Below are 14,870 nucleotides of genomic sequence, written 5' to 3'. Positions count from 1 at the left end.
GCCAATATTTGTTGAATCATCTTTGTTTTAAATTAGGATTTGGTAGGCTATCAATGCTACAATATAAGCAAAAGCACTCATAAAGCCCAATTGGATCATAGGCCATTTCCAAGAATTGGTCTCTCTTTTTACAATGGCGAGGGTACTCATACATTGCATGGCGAATGCATAAAACAGCATTAAAGAAATACCCGAGGCCAAATTGAACAAGGGTTTGCCATCTTCGTCCAGCTCTGCTGCCATTCGATTTTTAATGGTTTCCTCTTCATCACTGCCCACACTGTAAATGGTGGCCAAAGTTCCCACGAATACTTCGCGAGCTGCAAAGGAGGTCAAAACTGCGATGCCAATCTTCCAGTCGTAACCCAAGGGTTTTACCAGGGGTTCAAAAGCCTTTCCTGCTTGTCCAATATAGGAGTGCTCCAACTTATAACTGGCTATTTCCTGGGCTATGGCCCTTTCGGAAAGCTCTGCGGCGAGCACCTGAACGGAATCTTGCAGGGCATTGGGAGACAATCCTTTTGCTTCGGCAGATTGCCGATAAGATTCTATATTGTTCTGGACATAGTTTTTACTGTAGGTGCTCAACCCTTCGTTTTTTATTCGTTCCGTAACAATACGGTCGGCATCCTGAAAATCATCAGAATAACCGTTGGATCCCAAAAACCATAACACAATGGAGATGGCCAAAATAATTTTACCTGCCCCCAGTACAAAACTCTTGGTCTTTTCAATTACGGTATACACCACATTTTTAAGCAATGGTAGACGGTAGGTGGGCATCTCCACCATAAAAACAGACCTGCTTTTTATTTTAAGGATCTTGTTCAAGGCCATTGCGGATAACAGGGCGGTTCCAAATCCGATCAAATAGAGCAGCATTAAAGTCAAAGCTTGATAACTGAGTCCCAGAATACTGCCTTCGGGGATTACCAGGGCGATTAAAATTAAATATACGGGCAATCTGGCGGAGCAGGTGGTAAATGGTGTTACCAAAATGGTAATGAGCCGTTCTTTCCAGTTCTCTATGGTTCGGGTGGCCATAATGGCGGGAATGGCACATGCGTTTCCAGAAATTAAGGGCACTACACTTTTTCCGCTCAACCCAAAAGGACGCATCAACCGGTCCATTAAAAATACCACGCGGCTCATATATCCCGATTCTTCCAGCAGGGAGATAAAGAGGAACAAAAAGGCAATCTGTGGTATAAAAATGACAATGCCGCCAATACCGGCCACAATACCCTCGGCAAGCAAATCTGTAAAAACACCGGGGGGCAATGTGTTTTTGATCCATTCTGCAGCCATTGCAAATTGTTCGTCAATAAAGTCCATGGGGTAGGAACTCCATTCGAAAATGGCCTGGAAAATGAGCAACAAAATGGCGAAGAAAATTAGGTAACCGAAGACTTTATGCGTAAGAATTTTGTCCAAAGAGGCACGTAAGCCTTTGGCCACCATAAAATCGACCTTATAGGTCTCTTTTAAAATATTGTTGATGAGCTGGTATCGTAGTACGGTTTCCTTATGCTGTAATTTTTTTAGTTCATCCTTGGATTTGGTAGAGAAATCCGTGGCATCTTGAATCCGTTTTTTCTCTATGGGCATGAAGTTCACGTCCTGTGTGATGACCAGCCATAGTTTGTAAAGGTCTTCCTGTGGAAATGTTATTTTAAGACGTTCAAAGTATTCAGGGGAGATTCTGGTCGGGTCCAAAATAGGTTTGGAAGAAATACTCTTGTAGTCGGCAATGAGTTCCTTGATTTTTTCAATGCCCGTATTTTTTCGCGTACTTACCAAAGCAATTTTGGTATCCAACTTTTTTTCCATGGCCTCAACATCCAGCGATATTCCTTTGCGGGACATCCGGTCTGCCATGTTTATGACCAAAATGGTCGGAATCTTAAGGTCTTTTATCTGAGTGAAAAGAAGAAGGTTCCGTTTGAGGTTTTCCACGTCGCTGATAACAACGGCCACATCGGGGTAATCCTTGTCATTCTTGTTGAGCAAAAGCTCCACCACGAGACTTTCATCCAAAGAAGTGGTGTTTAGGCTGTAGGTTCCGGGCAAATCCAAAATATGTGCTTTGACCCCTCTTGGGAGTTTACAGATACCTTCTTTCTTCTCTACGGTGATGCCCGGGTAGTTCCCGACTTTTTGTTTGAGTCCTGTAAGTTGATTAAAAACTGAGGTTTTTCCCGTATTTGGGTTCCCGATAAGGGCTACGTTGATGTTTTTGCTCATTTGGCCTGCGTTTCTTCAATAATATCCAGCTCTATAAGTGCTGCCAAAGACCTTCTTATTGCCAAATGACTTCCGCTGAGGTTAATGTAAATAGGGTCGTTTAAGGGGGCAATTTGTAAAAGCTCCACACTATTTCCTGGAAGACAGCCCAACTCCATTAGTTTTATAGGGAGGATATGTTCGGTAAAATCCTTGATTATGCCCTTTTGTCCATATCGTAAATCTGCTACGGTCGCCACAGTTCTTATTTAGAATAAATTTAATTAAGGGCAAAAATAAGTAAAAAAGGTAAATTACAAGGTGTATTCATGGATAAAGGTGCAAAGGGCTACTCTTTGTAGCTGGCTTCGAGTATTTTGATGTCCTCAAGGAGCTTGTCAATATCCTCACGATTGGTGCCGTCATAAAAGCCACGAATCCGTTTTTCCTTGTCCACCAGAATAAAGTTTTCGGTATGGATCATATCAAAAGCCCCCCCATCACCATCATTTTTAACAGCCAGGTACGATTTCCGCGCCAACTCATAGATTTGTTTTTTATCCCCTGTCACCAAGTTCCATTTGCTATCTACCACACCTTTTTCCAATGCATATCTTTTTAATTGGGCAACATTGTCTATTTCTGGTGTCACGGAGTGGGAGAGGAGCATTATGTTAGGATTGTCCATCACTGCATCCTGTATTTCGGTCATGTTTTTGGTCATGATCGGGCAAATGGTAAGGCATGTGGTAAAAAAGAAGTCGGCCACATAGATCTTGTCCTTGTAATTCTTTTGGGTTATGGTATCGCCGTTTTGATTCACCAAAGAAAAATCGGCCACTTTATGGTATTTTTTGGTGTAGTGCAAGGTGCTGTCAACCAAAGATTTATCGACCATAGAGGGTTGGTACACGGGAAGCATTTTTTTAGGTTGTAGCGCATTATAGAATAGATAAACGATAACTGCCGAGAGTGCCAACATTACCATTCCGAACAGCTTGTACTTTGCGAAAAATGATCCCATGGTTGCAAAATTACGGCCCAAATGGCTATTCCTCAAGTATAAAGCCACTAATTGTTGCTAAATCTTTCTTAAATCGTATGGGGATGAAAATTGAGGTTTTTTTATCAATACCTAAAAGGTTACTTTTGTGCGTTTTAACAAAAGACGACGAATGACCCCTATATTGATCAAGACCATACAATTCTTTCTGAGCTTATCGCTTTTGATCGTGCTTCACGAGCTGGGACACTTTATCCCGGCAAAGCTTTTTAAGACCAGGGTGGAGAAGTTTTATCTCTTTTTTGATGTTAAATTTTCCCTTTTTAAAAAGAAAATAGGGGAAACCGTTTACGGTATTGGCTGGTTGCCCTTGGGCGGATATGTGAAGATCTCCGGGATGATCGATGAGAGCATGGACAAGGAGCAGATGCAACAAGAGCCAAAACCATGGGAGTTCCGCAGTAAGCCGACATGGCAGCGTTTGATCATAATGCTGGGCGGGGTAACGGTGAATTTTATTTTGGCTGTTGTAATTTACATTGGGATGGCCTATTCTTATGGCGACCAATATATACCCATGGATAGTTTAAAAGATGGGGTTTGGGTAATAGAAAAGGAAATTGGGGATGAAGTAGGTATACAGACCGGGGATAAGATTATTGCTGTTGATGGAGAGGAGTTAAAAACCTTTAATAGTGTATTTGTTGAGTTAATCAATGGAAACAATATCACTATAGAGAGGGATGGCCAGCGTATAGAAAAAGAAATCCCCATTGATTTTATCTCTACTTTGATTGAAGACGAGGATAAGGTTCGTTTCCTAAGCTTTAGGGTTCCGTTCCAAGTAAATAAGATTCCAAAAACATCGCATAATAAAACTGCGGGATTCCAATCCAAAGATAAATTCTTGACCATTAACGGTTCCGAAGCTATTTACAGAGATCAAGTGATGGATATACTGGAAAAGAACAAGGACAAGGACATCAACATTGAAGTAGAACGTGCCGATGGAACACTCTCCAATATTGTAGCCCACGTTAATGGGGAAGGTAAGTTAGGTTTGGAGATTGGGGGATATACGATGGATGATTTGCAAGAAGAAGGGTATTTAAAGGTAGAAACTGAAAAATATACCTTTTTGGAAGCCATTCCAGCAGGAATTGGCAAAGGTGTTTCCACTCTATCCAGTTACGTAAAGCAATTAAAAAAGATTTTTAACCCTGAAACCGGAGCTTATAAAGGTGTGGGAGGTTTTGCCGCTATTGGCGGTATGTTCCCCGATACATGGAACTGGCCTGCATTTTGGGCCACAACGGCATTTATATCCATTATTTTGGCCTTTATGAACATTTTGCCTATCCCTGCATTGGATGGTGGTCACGTAATGTTCTTGCTTTACGAGATGATTACAGGGCGCAAGCCAAGCGATAAATTTTTGGAGTATGCGCAGATGATCGGTTTCTTTCTGTTGATTGCTTTGTTGCTGTTTGCCAATGGTAACGATTTGTATAAATGGCTTTTTAAATAGAAAAGCGATTTTTTTGTTTGTGGTGTAAAAAAGATTCTATTATATTTGCACCCGCTTAAGGTAAAATATTCCTCCTTACCTGCCTGCCGGCAGGCAGGGCTCAGAACTGAGCTACTTTTTTGATCGGCAAGCAGTGTAAAGAGAAACAGAATATAAATCAAAGATTATCTTAAACGTAACATTCCTCCTTAGCTCAGTTGGTTAGAGCATCTGACTGTTAATCAGAGGGTCCTTGGTTCGAGCCCAAGAGGAGGAGCAGAGATAGCAAGGCTTCAGAGAAATTCAACCTCTGAAGCCTTTTTCATTTGCACACAATTTGAAGAAAATTTAATTCTGACTTTAACATTTGAGAGTAATATTGGAGTCCAAAATGGTTCCTGCCGTTTCAGTGTGCCTTCCGCCCGCTATTTTTAATATCTTTCCCATGGCCTAGAATAAATTTACCTTGCTCGATGTATTGTTCTTCACATCTTCCTTGCTCTGGAAATCGATATTGCCATTGGTACTGTTCCTTGTTATCTCCCCTGCGTGGTTTTCCATACTATCCGTTTCCGTTGTAAAACTCTCACTGGCCTGCTCGCTAATGTTCCTGGCCAAAAGGTTCAGGTTTTCGCCTGCTGTTACGGTGGTGCTCTTGCCAGCACCCACGGTAATATCCTCCCCGGCATTTATGCCAATGCCCTCGCTGGCGGAGCCCCTTGCCTTCAAACATAGAAATTTTACAGTATTCAACTATCATTCGCAAACCTCTTTCAATTTGGATACTATCTCTGGAGTATGGAATTTATAGTTTAACAAGGAAAAGTTTTTTATGAAATTTCTTTTTTCTGAAATAGCGACCATATCAAAAAAAATGGGAATACTTTCTTTATTATAATTACACTTTGGATGAATTGATTCAATTGATATTGGCATGTTGAATCCCAAAACAACAATATTTTCTTTGTTACAATAAAATTTTAATATCCTTTTATCGCCACCATCAAGAAGATAGGTGCTTTCTGTAATGTATATTAACTTTTTTGTCAATGAATCATCCAAATCGTTGCTTAATAGATGGCAAAGTTTGAAATGTACAATAACAGCTTCTTTATTTTTTAAAAGGTACATAGATGATATTCTTGAATTGAAATCATCCATTTTGATATAATATTTGTCAAAAGATGTTCTGTTCTTAATAGAACCGAAATAAGGCTTTAATACTTGGTTTTCAAAATATATGGAATCATTAATGCTATATATTTTGAATGAGAAAAGGTTGTCCAACAGATCTAAAGTTTTAGAATTATTTATTGTATCACCAATAATATTGGATTCCTCAAAATTTGTTTTTTTAGCATTGCTTTCTTGCCTTGGTTCACAATTTAAATTGATCAACAAAATACATAAGGGGAAATATAGTTTTACCATTGTACATGAATATGATTTGCAAGAGAACAATCCTCATCTATAAAAGTTCCAGGTTCACCATTGTTAAGATGTGTTATCAAAATTTATTTGTTGATTTTAAGTCAAATAAAATTGAATTTGATTTACTAGCTATCTCAAAATATTTTTGGCTTTCGTATATTCTTATTTGTTCTATTATATAGGTGCTTTTGTTAAAATTTGGACAAGAATTTATGTTGTTTTTTATATAATCTACTATAATTATATAATTGTTCAATTCATAATAGGAATTTTTAATTAACAAGGCTTCTTCAAACCAATTATTGGTTTTTAAATGTTTGAATTTCTTATTTAGCTCAATGGTATCTTTGAGTTCTGTACACTCTTTAAACTTTAATAAAATCTTACTTTCAGTGTCAAGAGAGTGGGCTTTAAAATGATATTTATTGAATAAAATTAGAGAATCATTGTTTCTCCCATCTACTGGAACAACATCATCTTTAAAGATTTTACTCATTAAAATGCTATCGTTATTAAAATTATTATTCTCAACCACCTCTTTTGATGATTCAGATATAGGCTCAGGTTTTATTTCTATGTCGTTTTTTGCTTGATTTTTACAGTTATAAAAATTAAAAACAACAAGAAAGAAAGGTATATATAGTCTATTTTTCATAATTTATACATTTACCAAGCTACGTGAATATGACTTATGTTTGGATTACTGCAAGATACTTGTCTTGGCCCTATTTCGCATATTGCATTGACTCCCTGTATTCTGGTAGCGGCATCTCTTAAAAAATTCCATTTTTGAGTCGTTCTCATCCCCAAAATGGAAATATCCATTGCGTGACCAATTGTATGATTACTATTAATTAAGACACTCCCAACAGCTCTGTTTCTTTGAGGGTTTCTATAAGCACTATTTACCTGAAGTCCATCATTAGCTATGTTGTTATTGGCACAAAAAGTATTGTAATTTGTTAAAATATTATCCCAAATCTCTTGAAATCTATTATTTCCACTAGCTGCTAAATAGTCATAATTTCCAGTATTCCAATCTCCAGTATCAAGAAAAACTTCATCTCTTGTAGGTATCCACACAGTATTATAATCAACATATTCTTGCCTTAAAATATCTTTAGAATCTTGCGTGAGTTGTATTTCTTTTTTTAGACCTATTATATTACAAGATATTTTATAGCTTATTGCTTCATTTGGGTTTCTTGAACCAGTTGTTGGCCTATTAATTGGACGAGGGGAAAATATATGGAGTGTGTTGTCATCATTCTCACGGATTTCGACCGTGCCATCATTTTCTGTTATTCCCTCTGTTTTCCAAACAATATCAGAAAATCCAAAACCATCTTTGGACAAATCTGAGGTATCATGCTCCCTGAACTGTATCCTTATTTCATCGGTTGAAACAAACGTAGTCGATAACAAATTATCTCCATCATCTTCAATTTCGTGGCATTCTTCATCCACTCTTTTCAACTCAAAGTCAAAATCGAGTTTATTGAAATAAACAGTAGTGTTCAATGATTTAATTTCTATTTCTTTATTATATACACCACCACTTTTAGTATTCACTTCTATATTAAAACACCCTGTTTCTTGAATTAACCCCAATAGGTTCTTTTGATTATTATTCACTCCGGTTCCAAAACCATTGTTGGTTGAATTGTTTGAGGTTAAACTGAAACTTTCTACATCATCGTAAATATCTATATACAATACATCAAGTCCTTCCTCTTGATCAGACAAATCATCATTAACATTTGTTGCTTGTCGCTCCAACTCCTCATACGCTCCAAAAACCAAATTCTCCTTGGCACTGTAAACAATATCTTTGGCAGAATTTAGTACAACATCGCCATGGGTGGTGTTTATGAGATAGGTCTCTGCGGTTTTGCTAATGTTCTTGGCAACTATCAATAATTTTCCCGACATGACTAGTGCAATTTTACAGTATTACCCGTGTTACTTTTTATCTCCTTGGCACTGTTTATTTTAATATCTCCCTTGGTAGTGCTTTTTTGTGAAGTCTCACTATGTTCTTCCATCCCCTTTGATACTGCCTCAAAATTCTCGCTGGCCTGTATACTTACATCCTTGGAAATTATATTTAGATTGGTATTGGCTGTAATGGTAGTGCCCTTGCCCAAAATTGTAATATCTTTCTTAGAGATGCTTTTACGGCATTATAAATTATTTATTCCCAAGCAAACATGATTGTTTTATTAAATTCCGAGGAGTCTAAAACGATTCTCTTGAAACATTTTTGTCCACAGTTCAATTTTTTTAATGAATTTGTTACTGATGTTAATTTTTTCAACTTGCAAAAAATCGGCAAAACATGAAACTAAAGCCGATAGATTGCCAAAAGACACAATTCCAACAAAAAATTGTGTAAAGCTCAAAGAACTCTCAATTTTTTACAAAAAAATTGAGAGTTCATGTAAAACCCTCGACAATGAGGTCTATTATCTTTTTTCAAAAGAACTCCAAGAACATTACAAGCAAGGTTTTTGCGAATTAATTAACGATGCAATAGAAAATGTTGATGGAGAAATAGGATATAGTATGTCTGAGGATTGTACAGGGACAATAAATATAATTTCGGTCGAAAATATTGTAGATGAAGATGGAGAAGAATTTAGGAATGAATATGCCACATTTCTTTATGTAAAAAAAGAAAAGGGAGAATTGAAAATATACAGTATTGGTGGAGCTGGTTAGATTCTTTTGTAATGGGAAAAGTAAAAATAAGGAGATACAGTGACCATCAAGGTAAGCACCCGAAATTATATAGGGGAAATACTGGACTTTGAGGTTTGGGAAGACAAAAAGCAGGACAACCACACAGACGGGTACAGTACCTATGACACTTGGGACGACGAAAAATTCCCTGAGACCATACAAGTATAGATAGACAGTAACCTATAGATTTGACCTCATAATTGTCTTCTTTTTGTTAAACGTTGACGAAGACGAAAGTCAAATCAAATCGAGTATATCAACTAAATTACTGAATTTTAATCACTTATCTTAAAACAGCAACCTGAAAAATGTTGACGATTTGTGAACTCTAAAAGCCAAAATCAAAGGAATTCAATTAAAATCAAAAAATATTAAATATCTGATTTTCATCTATTTAATAATTAATTGAATCATTCAGAAGTCAAAAAGTAGCCCCGGCAAGAATCGAACTTGCATCTAAAGTTTAGGAAACTTCTATTCTATCCATTGAACTACGGGGCCATCTGTAAAAATGGACTGCAAAAATAGGTTTTTTTAAAAACTTTATGCAACCGTAGGGGTCAATTTAGGGTGATTTCCCTTTAAACCAATGGAGCGGTATGGCTAAGTCCGTTTTTTCTCTTCTTCTTTTAGTATTTTTTCCAAATAAGAACGTGACAAGGGCTTGTCCACGTAACCAGATATCATCCCATTCTTTTTGGCTATGGCTCGATCCTTGGCATTGGTAAAGGCTGAAAGTACATATACGCTTGGAAGTTCGTGCTCTACGAACAAATTTTTTAGGTTTTGCAAAAAATCCCATCCGTTCATACCATCCATAACAAGATCTAAAAAGATAATGTCTGGTAATCTGTCGTGCTCCTCAATGGAACTGAAACAGGCTTGTATGCCCTCCTCACCGCTGGAACAAGTAACAATATCAAAATCGCCGTGGGATTGTTGTATGCAGTATCGGGTCGCAAATTGCGACACCAAATCATCGTCTATAATAAACGTAGTTAGCTTCATGTAGGGACTATTACGTAAGTTTTGGGACAGACAAAGCTATATGCTGGAGACCAACAAACCATTCATGATCGTTGTTTTATCCAAATATCCCGTTAAGTCACTCTTAGTGTGGCAATTTACTCCTTAAAACACCATACGCAAAGGCTCCAAGTAATGCTCCGACCAAAACAATGACTATGGGCCAATACCCTGCTCCCACCAAAATATAGATAGGCCCGGGACAAGCACCGGCCAAGGCCCACCCCAATCCAAAGAGTGCTCCGCCCAAAATATACCTAGCGATAGATTTTTCTTTGTCCAGTATAGCAATTGTTTCTCCCGAAAAGGATTTTACTTTCGATTTTTTGATCCATTGCACCAAAACAATGCCCACTGCCAATGCCGAGCCAATGATTCCGTACATGTGGAAGGAATCGAACTGGAACATCTCATAGATCCTGAACCACGAAGCCGCTTCCGATTTATACAAAACAATTCCCAAAAAGGTACCCAATATGATGTATACTATATTCTTCATACGGCAAAAATTAAGGGAAACAACAGGTGAACCATAATCAGTCCGCCGATAAAGAAACCGACAACTGCAATCAAAGAAGGTCGCTGTAAGTTGCTCAAACCAGAAATAGCGTGCCCAGAGGTGCAACCTCCGGCATATCTTGTACCAAAACCCACCAAAAAGCCAGCTACCAAAAGGATGATCCACACTTTAGGGTCGGTAAGGGATTCCATACTAAAAAGTTCTGTGGGCAAATAGGCTGTACCAGCACTATCAAACCCAAGTTCCTGCAGTTTTGAAACGGATTTATCCGATATGTTCACAGCCGGATTTTGAGAGAGCCAATGCGCGCCCAAGAATCCCCCAATAACAGAACCAAGGACGACCAAAAGGTTCCACCGTTTGGATTTTACATCTGTTTTGAAGTAATCCGAAAACTTTCCTGCACCACCAATGGAACAAAAAGTTTCCAAGTTGGAGGACATTCCAAAACGTTTGCCCATAAGAATCAATAAAGCCATAATCAGGGCAATGAGCGGGCCTGATACATACCAAGGCCAAGGTTGATAAAGCATTTCCGTGAGTTTTTGACAAAGATCACGAAAATGCCTTAAATATCAAACCTATGGAATATCAACAACAGCTCTTATCGGAATCTTGTACTCCGAATTTCTTCAAAATATCTTCCAGCAAACACCATTTGGTCAAGGATGACTGAAGCAAGTTGGCCCCGACAAAAGCGGTAAACCAAAGCCAATTTTGACTTACATAAATGGCCAAAACCAGACTTATCAATATAAACGTTCCCGCTACGCCTCTTACAATTCTATTTTTCATAATGTTATTTTTATACAGTTCTTTCAATAGGTACTTCGACCGCCCGAATGGGGTTTGTGGTCTCACTTTTTTGGTTGAATTCTTCCAACAATTTGAAAAATTCGGTGACTTTTTCTTCCTCGGTGAAGGAAAAAAACAAGTTGGATGCTGCGCCCCCCTTTTCACTGGGGAACCAACTATTGGTGTAGAACATCGGAGGGGTGTTTTTGTACCCATCTATGTCCGACCCGCTAAAATTTTCTATACCGGCCTTTTTGAAGAGTTTAAATACTTCCTTTTCATACTCTTCTACCGTGGTAACAATAATCATTTTCATGTGCTAATTTTTTATAGTTTTTTCAATGGTCACATGGAACCTTTTACGACTAAAAGAATCGTTGTACTCTGTGTCCAAAAATTATTTTAGTGTTGTTGGTTTCATCTTATTTGTAATTTTTTCGTTCTATCAAGTAATACACCAATGGCACTACCAACAGCGTCAAAACTGTAGATACTATGGTTCCTCCCATCAGTGAAATGGCCAATCCCTGGAAAATGGGGTCGAACAGAATCACAAAGGCTCCAATAACAACGGTCCCTGCGGTCAATAAAATTGGTGTGGTACGAACGGCACCGGCTTCTATAACGGCTTGTTTCAAGGGAACCCCGTCATCCAATCTCAAATTGACGAAGTCAATCAGTAACACCGAGTTCCGCACCATGATCCCCGCAAGGGCAATCATACCAATAAAGGAGGTTGCTGTAAAGAATGCACCGAGCAACCAGTGTCCGAGCACAATACCGATCAATGAAAGCGGTATGGCCACCATCATCACCATAGGTGCCTTAAAGTTTTGGAACCACCCTACGATCAGCATGTAAATGATCACGATAACACCCAGGAATGCGATTCCCAAATCGCGGAACACCTCAAGGGTTATCTGCCATTCCCCATCCCATTTTACGGTGTAATCATCTTCAAACTGGGGTTGTTCCATATAGAGTTCGTTGATGGAGTATCCCTGCGGAAGTTCTAATTGGTTCAACTTGTCCGTCATACCCAAAATGGCGTACACGGGGCTTTCGAGCTCTCCTGCCATATCGGACATCACATACACGACCCTTTTTTGGTTTTTCCGGTAGATGCTCTTGGCCTTGATGCCTTCTTTTACCTGAACCAAATCACCAACGGAAACCATATTGCCCTGCTGGGATGCTATTTTTAACTGTTTGATCTCCTCCAAGCTGGATTTATCCTTCTCGCTAATGGAAAGCACAATCCCAATTTGATCAAAGGCATCTTCACGGTAGATATGCGATACGGGCTGTTCACGAAAAGCCATGCCCATCACCTGTACAATTTGTTGCGGAGTAATGCCATAAAGCATCGCTTTTTCCTTATCGATTACAAAATCATACTCGACTTGATCATCCTCGACCATCCAATCCACATCCACAACATCGGTGGTATTGTTCAAAATACCTTTTACCTTATCGGCCAATGCAATCTGTTTATCATAATCGGGGCCGTACACTTCGGCCACAATGGTGGAGAGCACAGGAGGTCCAGGCGGCACCTCAACAATTTTGATGTTCGCATCGTATTTTTTGCCCAATTCCTGAATTCTTGGTCTGAGCAATTTGGCAATATCGTGGCTCTGTTCGCTTCTATCATGTTTATCAACAAGATTCACCTGAATATCGGCCATATTGCTACCACCACGAAGGTCGTAATGCCTTACCAAACCATTAAATGTAATTGGGGCAGATGTCCCCACGTAGGTTTGATAGTTGACCACTTCGGGACGAGTGGACAGATATGCTCCAATTTCCTTGGTTACAGCTGACGTTCTTTCCAAGGTGGTCCCTTCGGGAAGATCTATCACTACTTGGAACTCGTTCTTGTTATCAAAAGGAAGCATTTTTACGGCTACCGATTTGGTAAAGAACATTCCAATGGAGGCAAGCAGCAAGAAGAAGGTAATCCCCAAGAACAGCCATCTTTTTTTCCTGCTCTCTATCAAAGGGCTTTCAAAGCGCGAATAGGCTTTGTAAATGAAGGTGTCCTGTATTTCAACGGGGGCTTTTCCCTTTTTCTTCTTTTTGTCTTTTTCTCTTAAGAAGATGTAGCCCAAATAGGGAGTGATGGTCAACGCCACGAACAATGATAGCAACATCGCAATGGAAGCTCCAATGGGCATGGGCGACATATAAGGCCCCATCAACCCAGATACAAAGGCCATGGGCAACACGGATGCAATTACCGTAAACGTGGCCAAAATGGTCGGGTTCCCTACCTCATTGATGGCATAGATCGCAGCATCCTTGAACGGCAACCGTTTCATTTTAAAGTGACGGTGCATGTTCTCCGCAATAATAATGGAGTCGTCCACCACAATACCTGTTACAAACACCAAGGCAAACAAAGTAATTCGGTTTAGGGTGTAATCCAGCATGTAATAGCTGAGCAAAGTCAATGCGAAGGTAATGGGCACCGATAGGAACACCACAAGTCCACCTCGCCATCCCATGGCCAACATGACCACAAAGGTCACGGCAATGATGGCACCGATCAAGTGCATCAACAATTCCGATACTTTTTGCGAAGCTGTTTGCCCGTAGTTTCGGGTCACCTCAACCTTTACCTCATCTGGAATCAAGGTTGTTTTTAAATGATCCACTTTCTCCAACACCACATCGGCAATCTTCATCGCATCTGCACCTTTGCGCTTGGCAATGGATAGGGTTACCGCTGGATATTCGGATTTATAGGTCTCTGCTTTTTCACTAGCGGCTCCAAATCCAAGGGAAACATAGTTTTTAGGCAGTTCTGGGCCATCCAATACCTTTGATATCTGCTTTAGATAGATAGGTTGACCTTGTTTGGTGCCTACAATCAGGTTTTCAAGGTCTTCCTTGGTTTTTAAAAAGTTTCCTGTACTGATGTGGAACTCGGTATCGTTGGCAAGGAAGTTTCCGGCATCCATTTGCTGGTTGTTGGCCTTTATCATTTGGGCAACGGCCAACATATCAATTCCTGATTCGGCCATTTTATCCTTGTCCACCACCACACGAAGCTGGGGACTGCGTCCTCCTATCTTTTTGGTGATGGAAACGCCATTTACTTTTTCAATTTCGTTGATAAGCTCTCCTGAGATCTGCCTTAGCTGAAAATCATCGTACTCCTCGCTCCAAAGTGTAAGGGCCAGCATAGGCACATCATCAATGGCGCGGGTTTTTACCAATGGCATGGTAACCCCGGCGGGCATTTGGTCCATGTGCTTGTTGATCTCGTCGTACAAGCGTACCAAAGACCTTTCGATATCTTCTCCCACGTAGAACTGTACAATGGCCATTCCCTGCTCTTGCATGGAAGTGGTATACACATATTCTACGCCTTTAATGTTCGATATAATTTTTTCCAGCGGTTTTGTGATCCTGGATTCCACCTCGGTGGGACTGGCCCCGGGATATCCCACAAAAATATCTGCCATGGGCACGTCAATCTGGGGCTCCTCTTCCCTTGGGATAAGGAAGGAACTGTACACCCCAATGACCATAAATACAATCATTAAGAGCACCGTTAGCTTAGAGCTGATAAACCCTTTGGCAATTCTACCTGCAAGTCCGTCTTTCATTGTTAG

17 protein-coding genes and 2 tRNA genes are annotated in these 14,870 nt (G+C 39.6%); 4 read left to right on the top strand and 15 right to left on the bottom strand.

The genetic code is table 11. The features are described 5' to 3' along the window. Positions 1 to 27: 27 nt before the first annotated feature. From feoB to AC13CS_RS14145, 3 genes are all read right to left on the bottom strand, one after another. The gene (gene feoB / locus AC13CS_RS14155) at positions 28 to 2,244 is read right to left on the bottom strand and encodes a ferrous iron transport protein B (protein ID WP_293166699.1); all 2,217 of its coding nucleotides are present in this window, start codon (positions 2,242 to 2,244) and stop codon (positions 28 to 30) included. Beyond that, on the bottom strand, positions 2,241 to 2,483 hold the full coding sequence (locus AC13CS_RS14150; protein ID WP_163624109.1) for a FeoA family protein: 243 nt from the start codon (positions 2,481 to 2,483) through the stop codon (positions 2,241 to 2,243). Before AC13CS_RS14150 ends, feoB begins: the two co-directional genes overlap by 4 nt. Positions 2,484 to 2,572: 89 nt before the next feature. Continuing rightward, positions 2,573 to 3,247 (bottom strand): SCO family protein, encoded by a 675-nt coding sequence (locus AC13CS_RS14145; protein ID WP_293166702.1) that lies wholly within the window; start codon positions 3,245 to 3,247, stop codon positions 2,573 to 2,575. 151 nt (positions 3,248 to 3,398) lie between these two features. On the opposite strand from AC13CS_RS14145, the gene rseP reads away from it, so the two are divergent. Continuing rightward, positions 3,399 to 4,754: an RIP metalloprotease RseP gene (gene rseP / locus AC13CS_RS14140; protein WP_293166705.1), complete on the top strand. Its 1,356-nt coding sequence runs from the start codon at positions 3,399 to 3,401 to the stop codon at positions 4,752 to 4,754. A 182-nt stretch (positions 4,755 to 4,936) separates the two neighbouring features. Continuing rightward, positions 4,937 to 5,010: transfer RNA gene (locus AC13CS_RS14135), tRNA-Asn, on the top strand. A 173-nt stretch (positions 5,011 to 5,183) separates the two neighbouring features. On the opposite strand, the gene AC13CS_RS14130 is transcribed toward AC13CS_RS14135, so the two are convergent. The 5 genes from AC13CS_RS14130 to AC13CS_RS14110 all read right to left on the bottom strand — a co-directional run bounded on the left by AC13CS_RS14130 (position 5,184) and on the right by AC13CS_RS14110 (position 8,311). Next, complete coding sequence (locus AC13CS_RS14130) at positions 5,184 to 5,462, bottom strand: hypothetical protein (protein ID WP_293166707.1); 279 nt, start codon at positions 5,460 to 5,462, stop codon at positions 5,184 to 5,186. Between the two features lie 27 nt (positions 5,463 to 5,489). Next, the gene (locus AC13CS_RS14125) at positions 5,490 to 6,164 is read right to left on the bottom strand and encodes a hypothetical protein (RefSeq protein ID WP_293166709.1); all 675 of its coding nucleotides are present in this window, start codon (positions 6,162 to 6,164) and stop codon (positions 5,490 to 5,492) included. 76 nt (positions 6,165 to 6,240) lie between these two features. Beyond that, the gene (locus AC13CS_RS14120; protein ID WP_293166711.1) at positions 6,241 to 6,819 is read right to left on the bottom strand and encodes a hypothetical protein; all 579 of its coding nucleotides are present in this window, start codon (positions 6,817 to 6,819) and stop codon (positions 6,241 to 6,243) included. An 11-nt stretch (positions 6,820 to 6,830) separates the two neighbouring features. Then, positions 6,831 to 8,096, bottom strand: coding sequence for a D-Ala-D-Ala carboxypeptidase family metallohydrolase (locus tag AC13CS_RS14115; RefSeq protein WP_293166713.1), 1,266 nt, complete (start codon positions 8,094 to 8,096; stop codon positions 6,831 to 6,833). A 2-nt stretch (positions 8,097 to 8,098) separates the two neighbouring features. After that, positions 8,099 to 8,311, bottom strand: a complete 213-nt coding sequence (locus AC13CS_RS14110) for a hypothetical protein (RefSeq protein ID WP_293166715.1) — start codon at positions 8,309 to 8,311, stop codon at positions 8,099 to 8,101. A gap of 139 nt (positions 8,312 to 8,450) precedes the next feature. Between AC13CS_RS14110 and AC13CS_RS14105 the strand changes: the two genes are divergently transcribed. Both AC13CS_RS14105 and AC13CS_RS14100 read left to right on the top strand, forming a co-directional pair. Beyond that, complete coding sequence (locus AC13CS_RS14105) at positions 8,451 to 8,885, top strand: hypothetical protein (protein ID WP_293166717.1); 435 nt, start codon at positions 8,451 to 8,453, stop codon at positions 8,883 to 8,885. A gap of 39 nt (positions 8,886 to 8,924) precedes the next feature. Next, the gene (locus AC13CS_RS14100; RefSeq protein WP_293166719.1) at positions 8,925 to 9,074 is read left to right on the top strand and encodes a hypothetical protein; all 150 of its coding nucleotides are present in this window, start codon (positions 8,925 to 8,927) and stop codon (positions 9,072 to 9,074) included. A 261-nt stretch (positions 9,075 to 9,335) separates the two neighbouring features. On the opposite strand, the gene AC13CS_RS14095 is transcribed toward AC13CS_RS14100, so the two are convergent. The 7 genes from AC13CS_RS14095 to AC13CS_RS14065 form a co-directional block, all read right to left on the bottom strand. Beyond that, positions 9,336 to 9,407: transfer RNA gene (locus tag AC13CS_RS14095), tRNA-Arg, on the bottom strand. 102 nt (positions 9,408 to 9,509) lie between these two features. Continuing rightward, positions 9,510 to 9,914, bottom strand: coding sequence for a response regulator (locus AC13CS_RS14090; RefSeq protein WP_293166721.1), 405 nt, complete (start codon positions 9,912 to 9,914; stop codon positions 9,510 to 9,512). A 103-nt stretch (positions 9,915 to 10,017) separates the two neighbouring features. After that, entirely contained in the window at positions 10,018 to 10,431 is a 414-nt protein-coding gene (locus AC13CS_RS14085) for a DUF6691 family protein (protein WP_293166723.1), read from the bottom strand. After that, on the bottom strand, positions 10,428 to 10,985 hold the full coding sequence (locus tag AC13CS_RS14080; protein WP_293166725.1) for a YeeE/YedE thiosulfate transporter family protein: 558 nt from the start codon (positions 10,983 to 10,985) through the stop codon (positions 10,428 to 10,430). The genes AC13CS_RS14085 and AC13CS_RS14080 overlap by 4 nt, the downstream gene beginning before the upstream one ends. Positions 10,986 to 11,043: 58 nt before the next feature. Next, entirely contained in the window at positions 11,044 to 11,247 is a 204-nt protein-coding gene (locus tag AC13CS_RS14075; protein ID WP_293166727.1) for a YgaP family membrane protein, read from the bottom strand. A gap of 10 nt (positions 11,248 to 11,257) precedes the next feature. Further along, on the bottom strand, positions 11,258 to 11,563 hold the full coding sequence (locus AC13CS_RS14070) for a hypothetical protein (protein WP_014032911.1): 306 nt from the start codon (positions 11,561 to 11,563) through the stop codon (positions 11,258 to 11,260). 106 nt (positions 11,564 to 11,669) lie between these two features. Further along, positions 11,670 to 14,864 (bottom strand): efflux RND transporter permease subunit, encoded by a 3,195-nt coding sequence (locus AC13CS_RS14065; RefSeq protein ID WP_482888848.1) that lies wholly within the window; start codon positions 14,862 to 14,864, stop codon positions 11,670 to 11,672. Positions 14,865 to 14,870: the final 6 nt, after the last annotated feature.

The sequence above is a fragment of the Flagellimonas sp. B-3 genome, assembly GCF_056857835.1.
The sequence above is the reverse complement of the archived record's forward strand: the minus strand, read 5'-3'. Positions and strand labels throughout refer to the sequence as shown.

What these genes read in the sequence shown, in the direction of transcription:
- feoB (WP_293166699.1), bottom strand. Translation starts at nt 2,244, where the DNA reads ATGAGCAAAAACATCAACGTAGCCCTTATCGGGAACCCAAATACGGGA.
- AC13CS_RS14145 (WP_293166702.1), bottom strand. Translation starts at nt 3,247, where the DNA reads ATGGGATCATTTTTCGCAAAGTACAAGCTGTTCGGAATGGTAATGTTG.
- rseP (WP_293166705.1), top strand. Translation starts at nt 3,399, where the DNA reads ATGACCCCTATATTGATCAAGACCATACAATTCTTTCTGAGCTTATCG.
- AC13CS_RS14125 (WP_293166709.1), bottom strand. Translation starts at nt 6,164, where the DNA reads ATGGTAAAACTATATTTCCCCTTATGTATTTTGTTGATCAATTTAAAT.
- AC13CS_RS14120 (WP_293166711.1), bottom strand. Translation starts at nt 6,819, where the DNA reads ATGAAAAATAGACTATATATACCTTTCTTTCTTGTTGTTTTTAATTTT.
- AC13CS_RS14115 (WP_293166713.1), bottom strand. Translation starts at nt 8,096, where the DNA reads ATGTCGGGAAAATTATTGATAGTTGCCAAGAACATTAGCAAAACCGCA.
- AC13CS_RS14105 (WP_293166717.1), top strand. Translation starts at nt 8,451, where the DNA reads ATGAATTTGTTACTGATGTTAATTTTTTCAACTTGCAAAAAATCGGCA.
- AC13CS_RS14090 (WP_293166721.1), bottom strand. Translation starts at nt 9,914, where the DNA reads ATGAAGCTAACTACGTTTATTATAGACGATGATTTGGTGTCGCAATTT.
- AC13CS_RS14085 (WP_293166723.1), bottom strand. Translation starts at nt 10,431, where the DNA reads ATGAAGAATATAGTATACATCATATTGGGTACCTTTTTGGGAATTGTT.
- AC13CS_RS14080 (WP_293166725.1), bottom strand. Translation starts at nt 10,985, where the DNA reads ATGCTTTATCAACCTTGGCCTTGGTATGTATCAGGCCCGCTCATTGCC.
- AC13CS_RS14075 (WP_293166727.1), bottom strand. Translation starts at nt 11,247, where the DNA reads ATGAAAAATAGAATTGTAAGAGGCGTAGCGGGAACGTTTATATTGATA.
- AC13CS_RS14070 (WP_014032911.1), bottom strand. Translation starts at nt 11,563, where the DNA reads ATGAAAATGATTATTGTTACCACGGTAGAAGAGTATGAAAAGGAAGTA.
- AC13CS_RS14065 (WP_482888848.1), bottom strand. Translation starts at nt 14,864, where the DNA reads ATGAAAGACGGACTTGCAGGTAGAATTGCCAAAGGGTTTATCAGCTCT.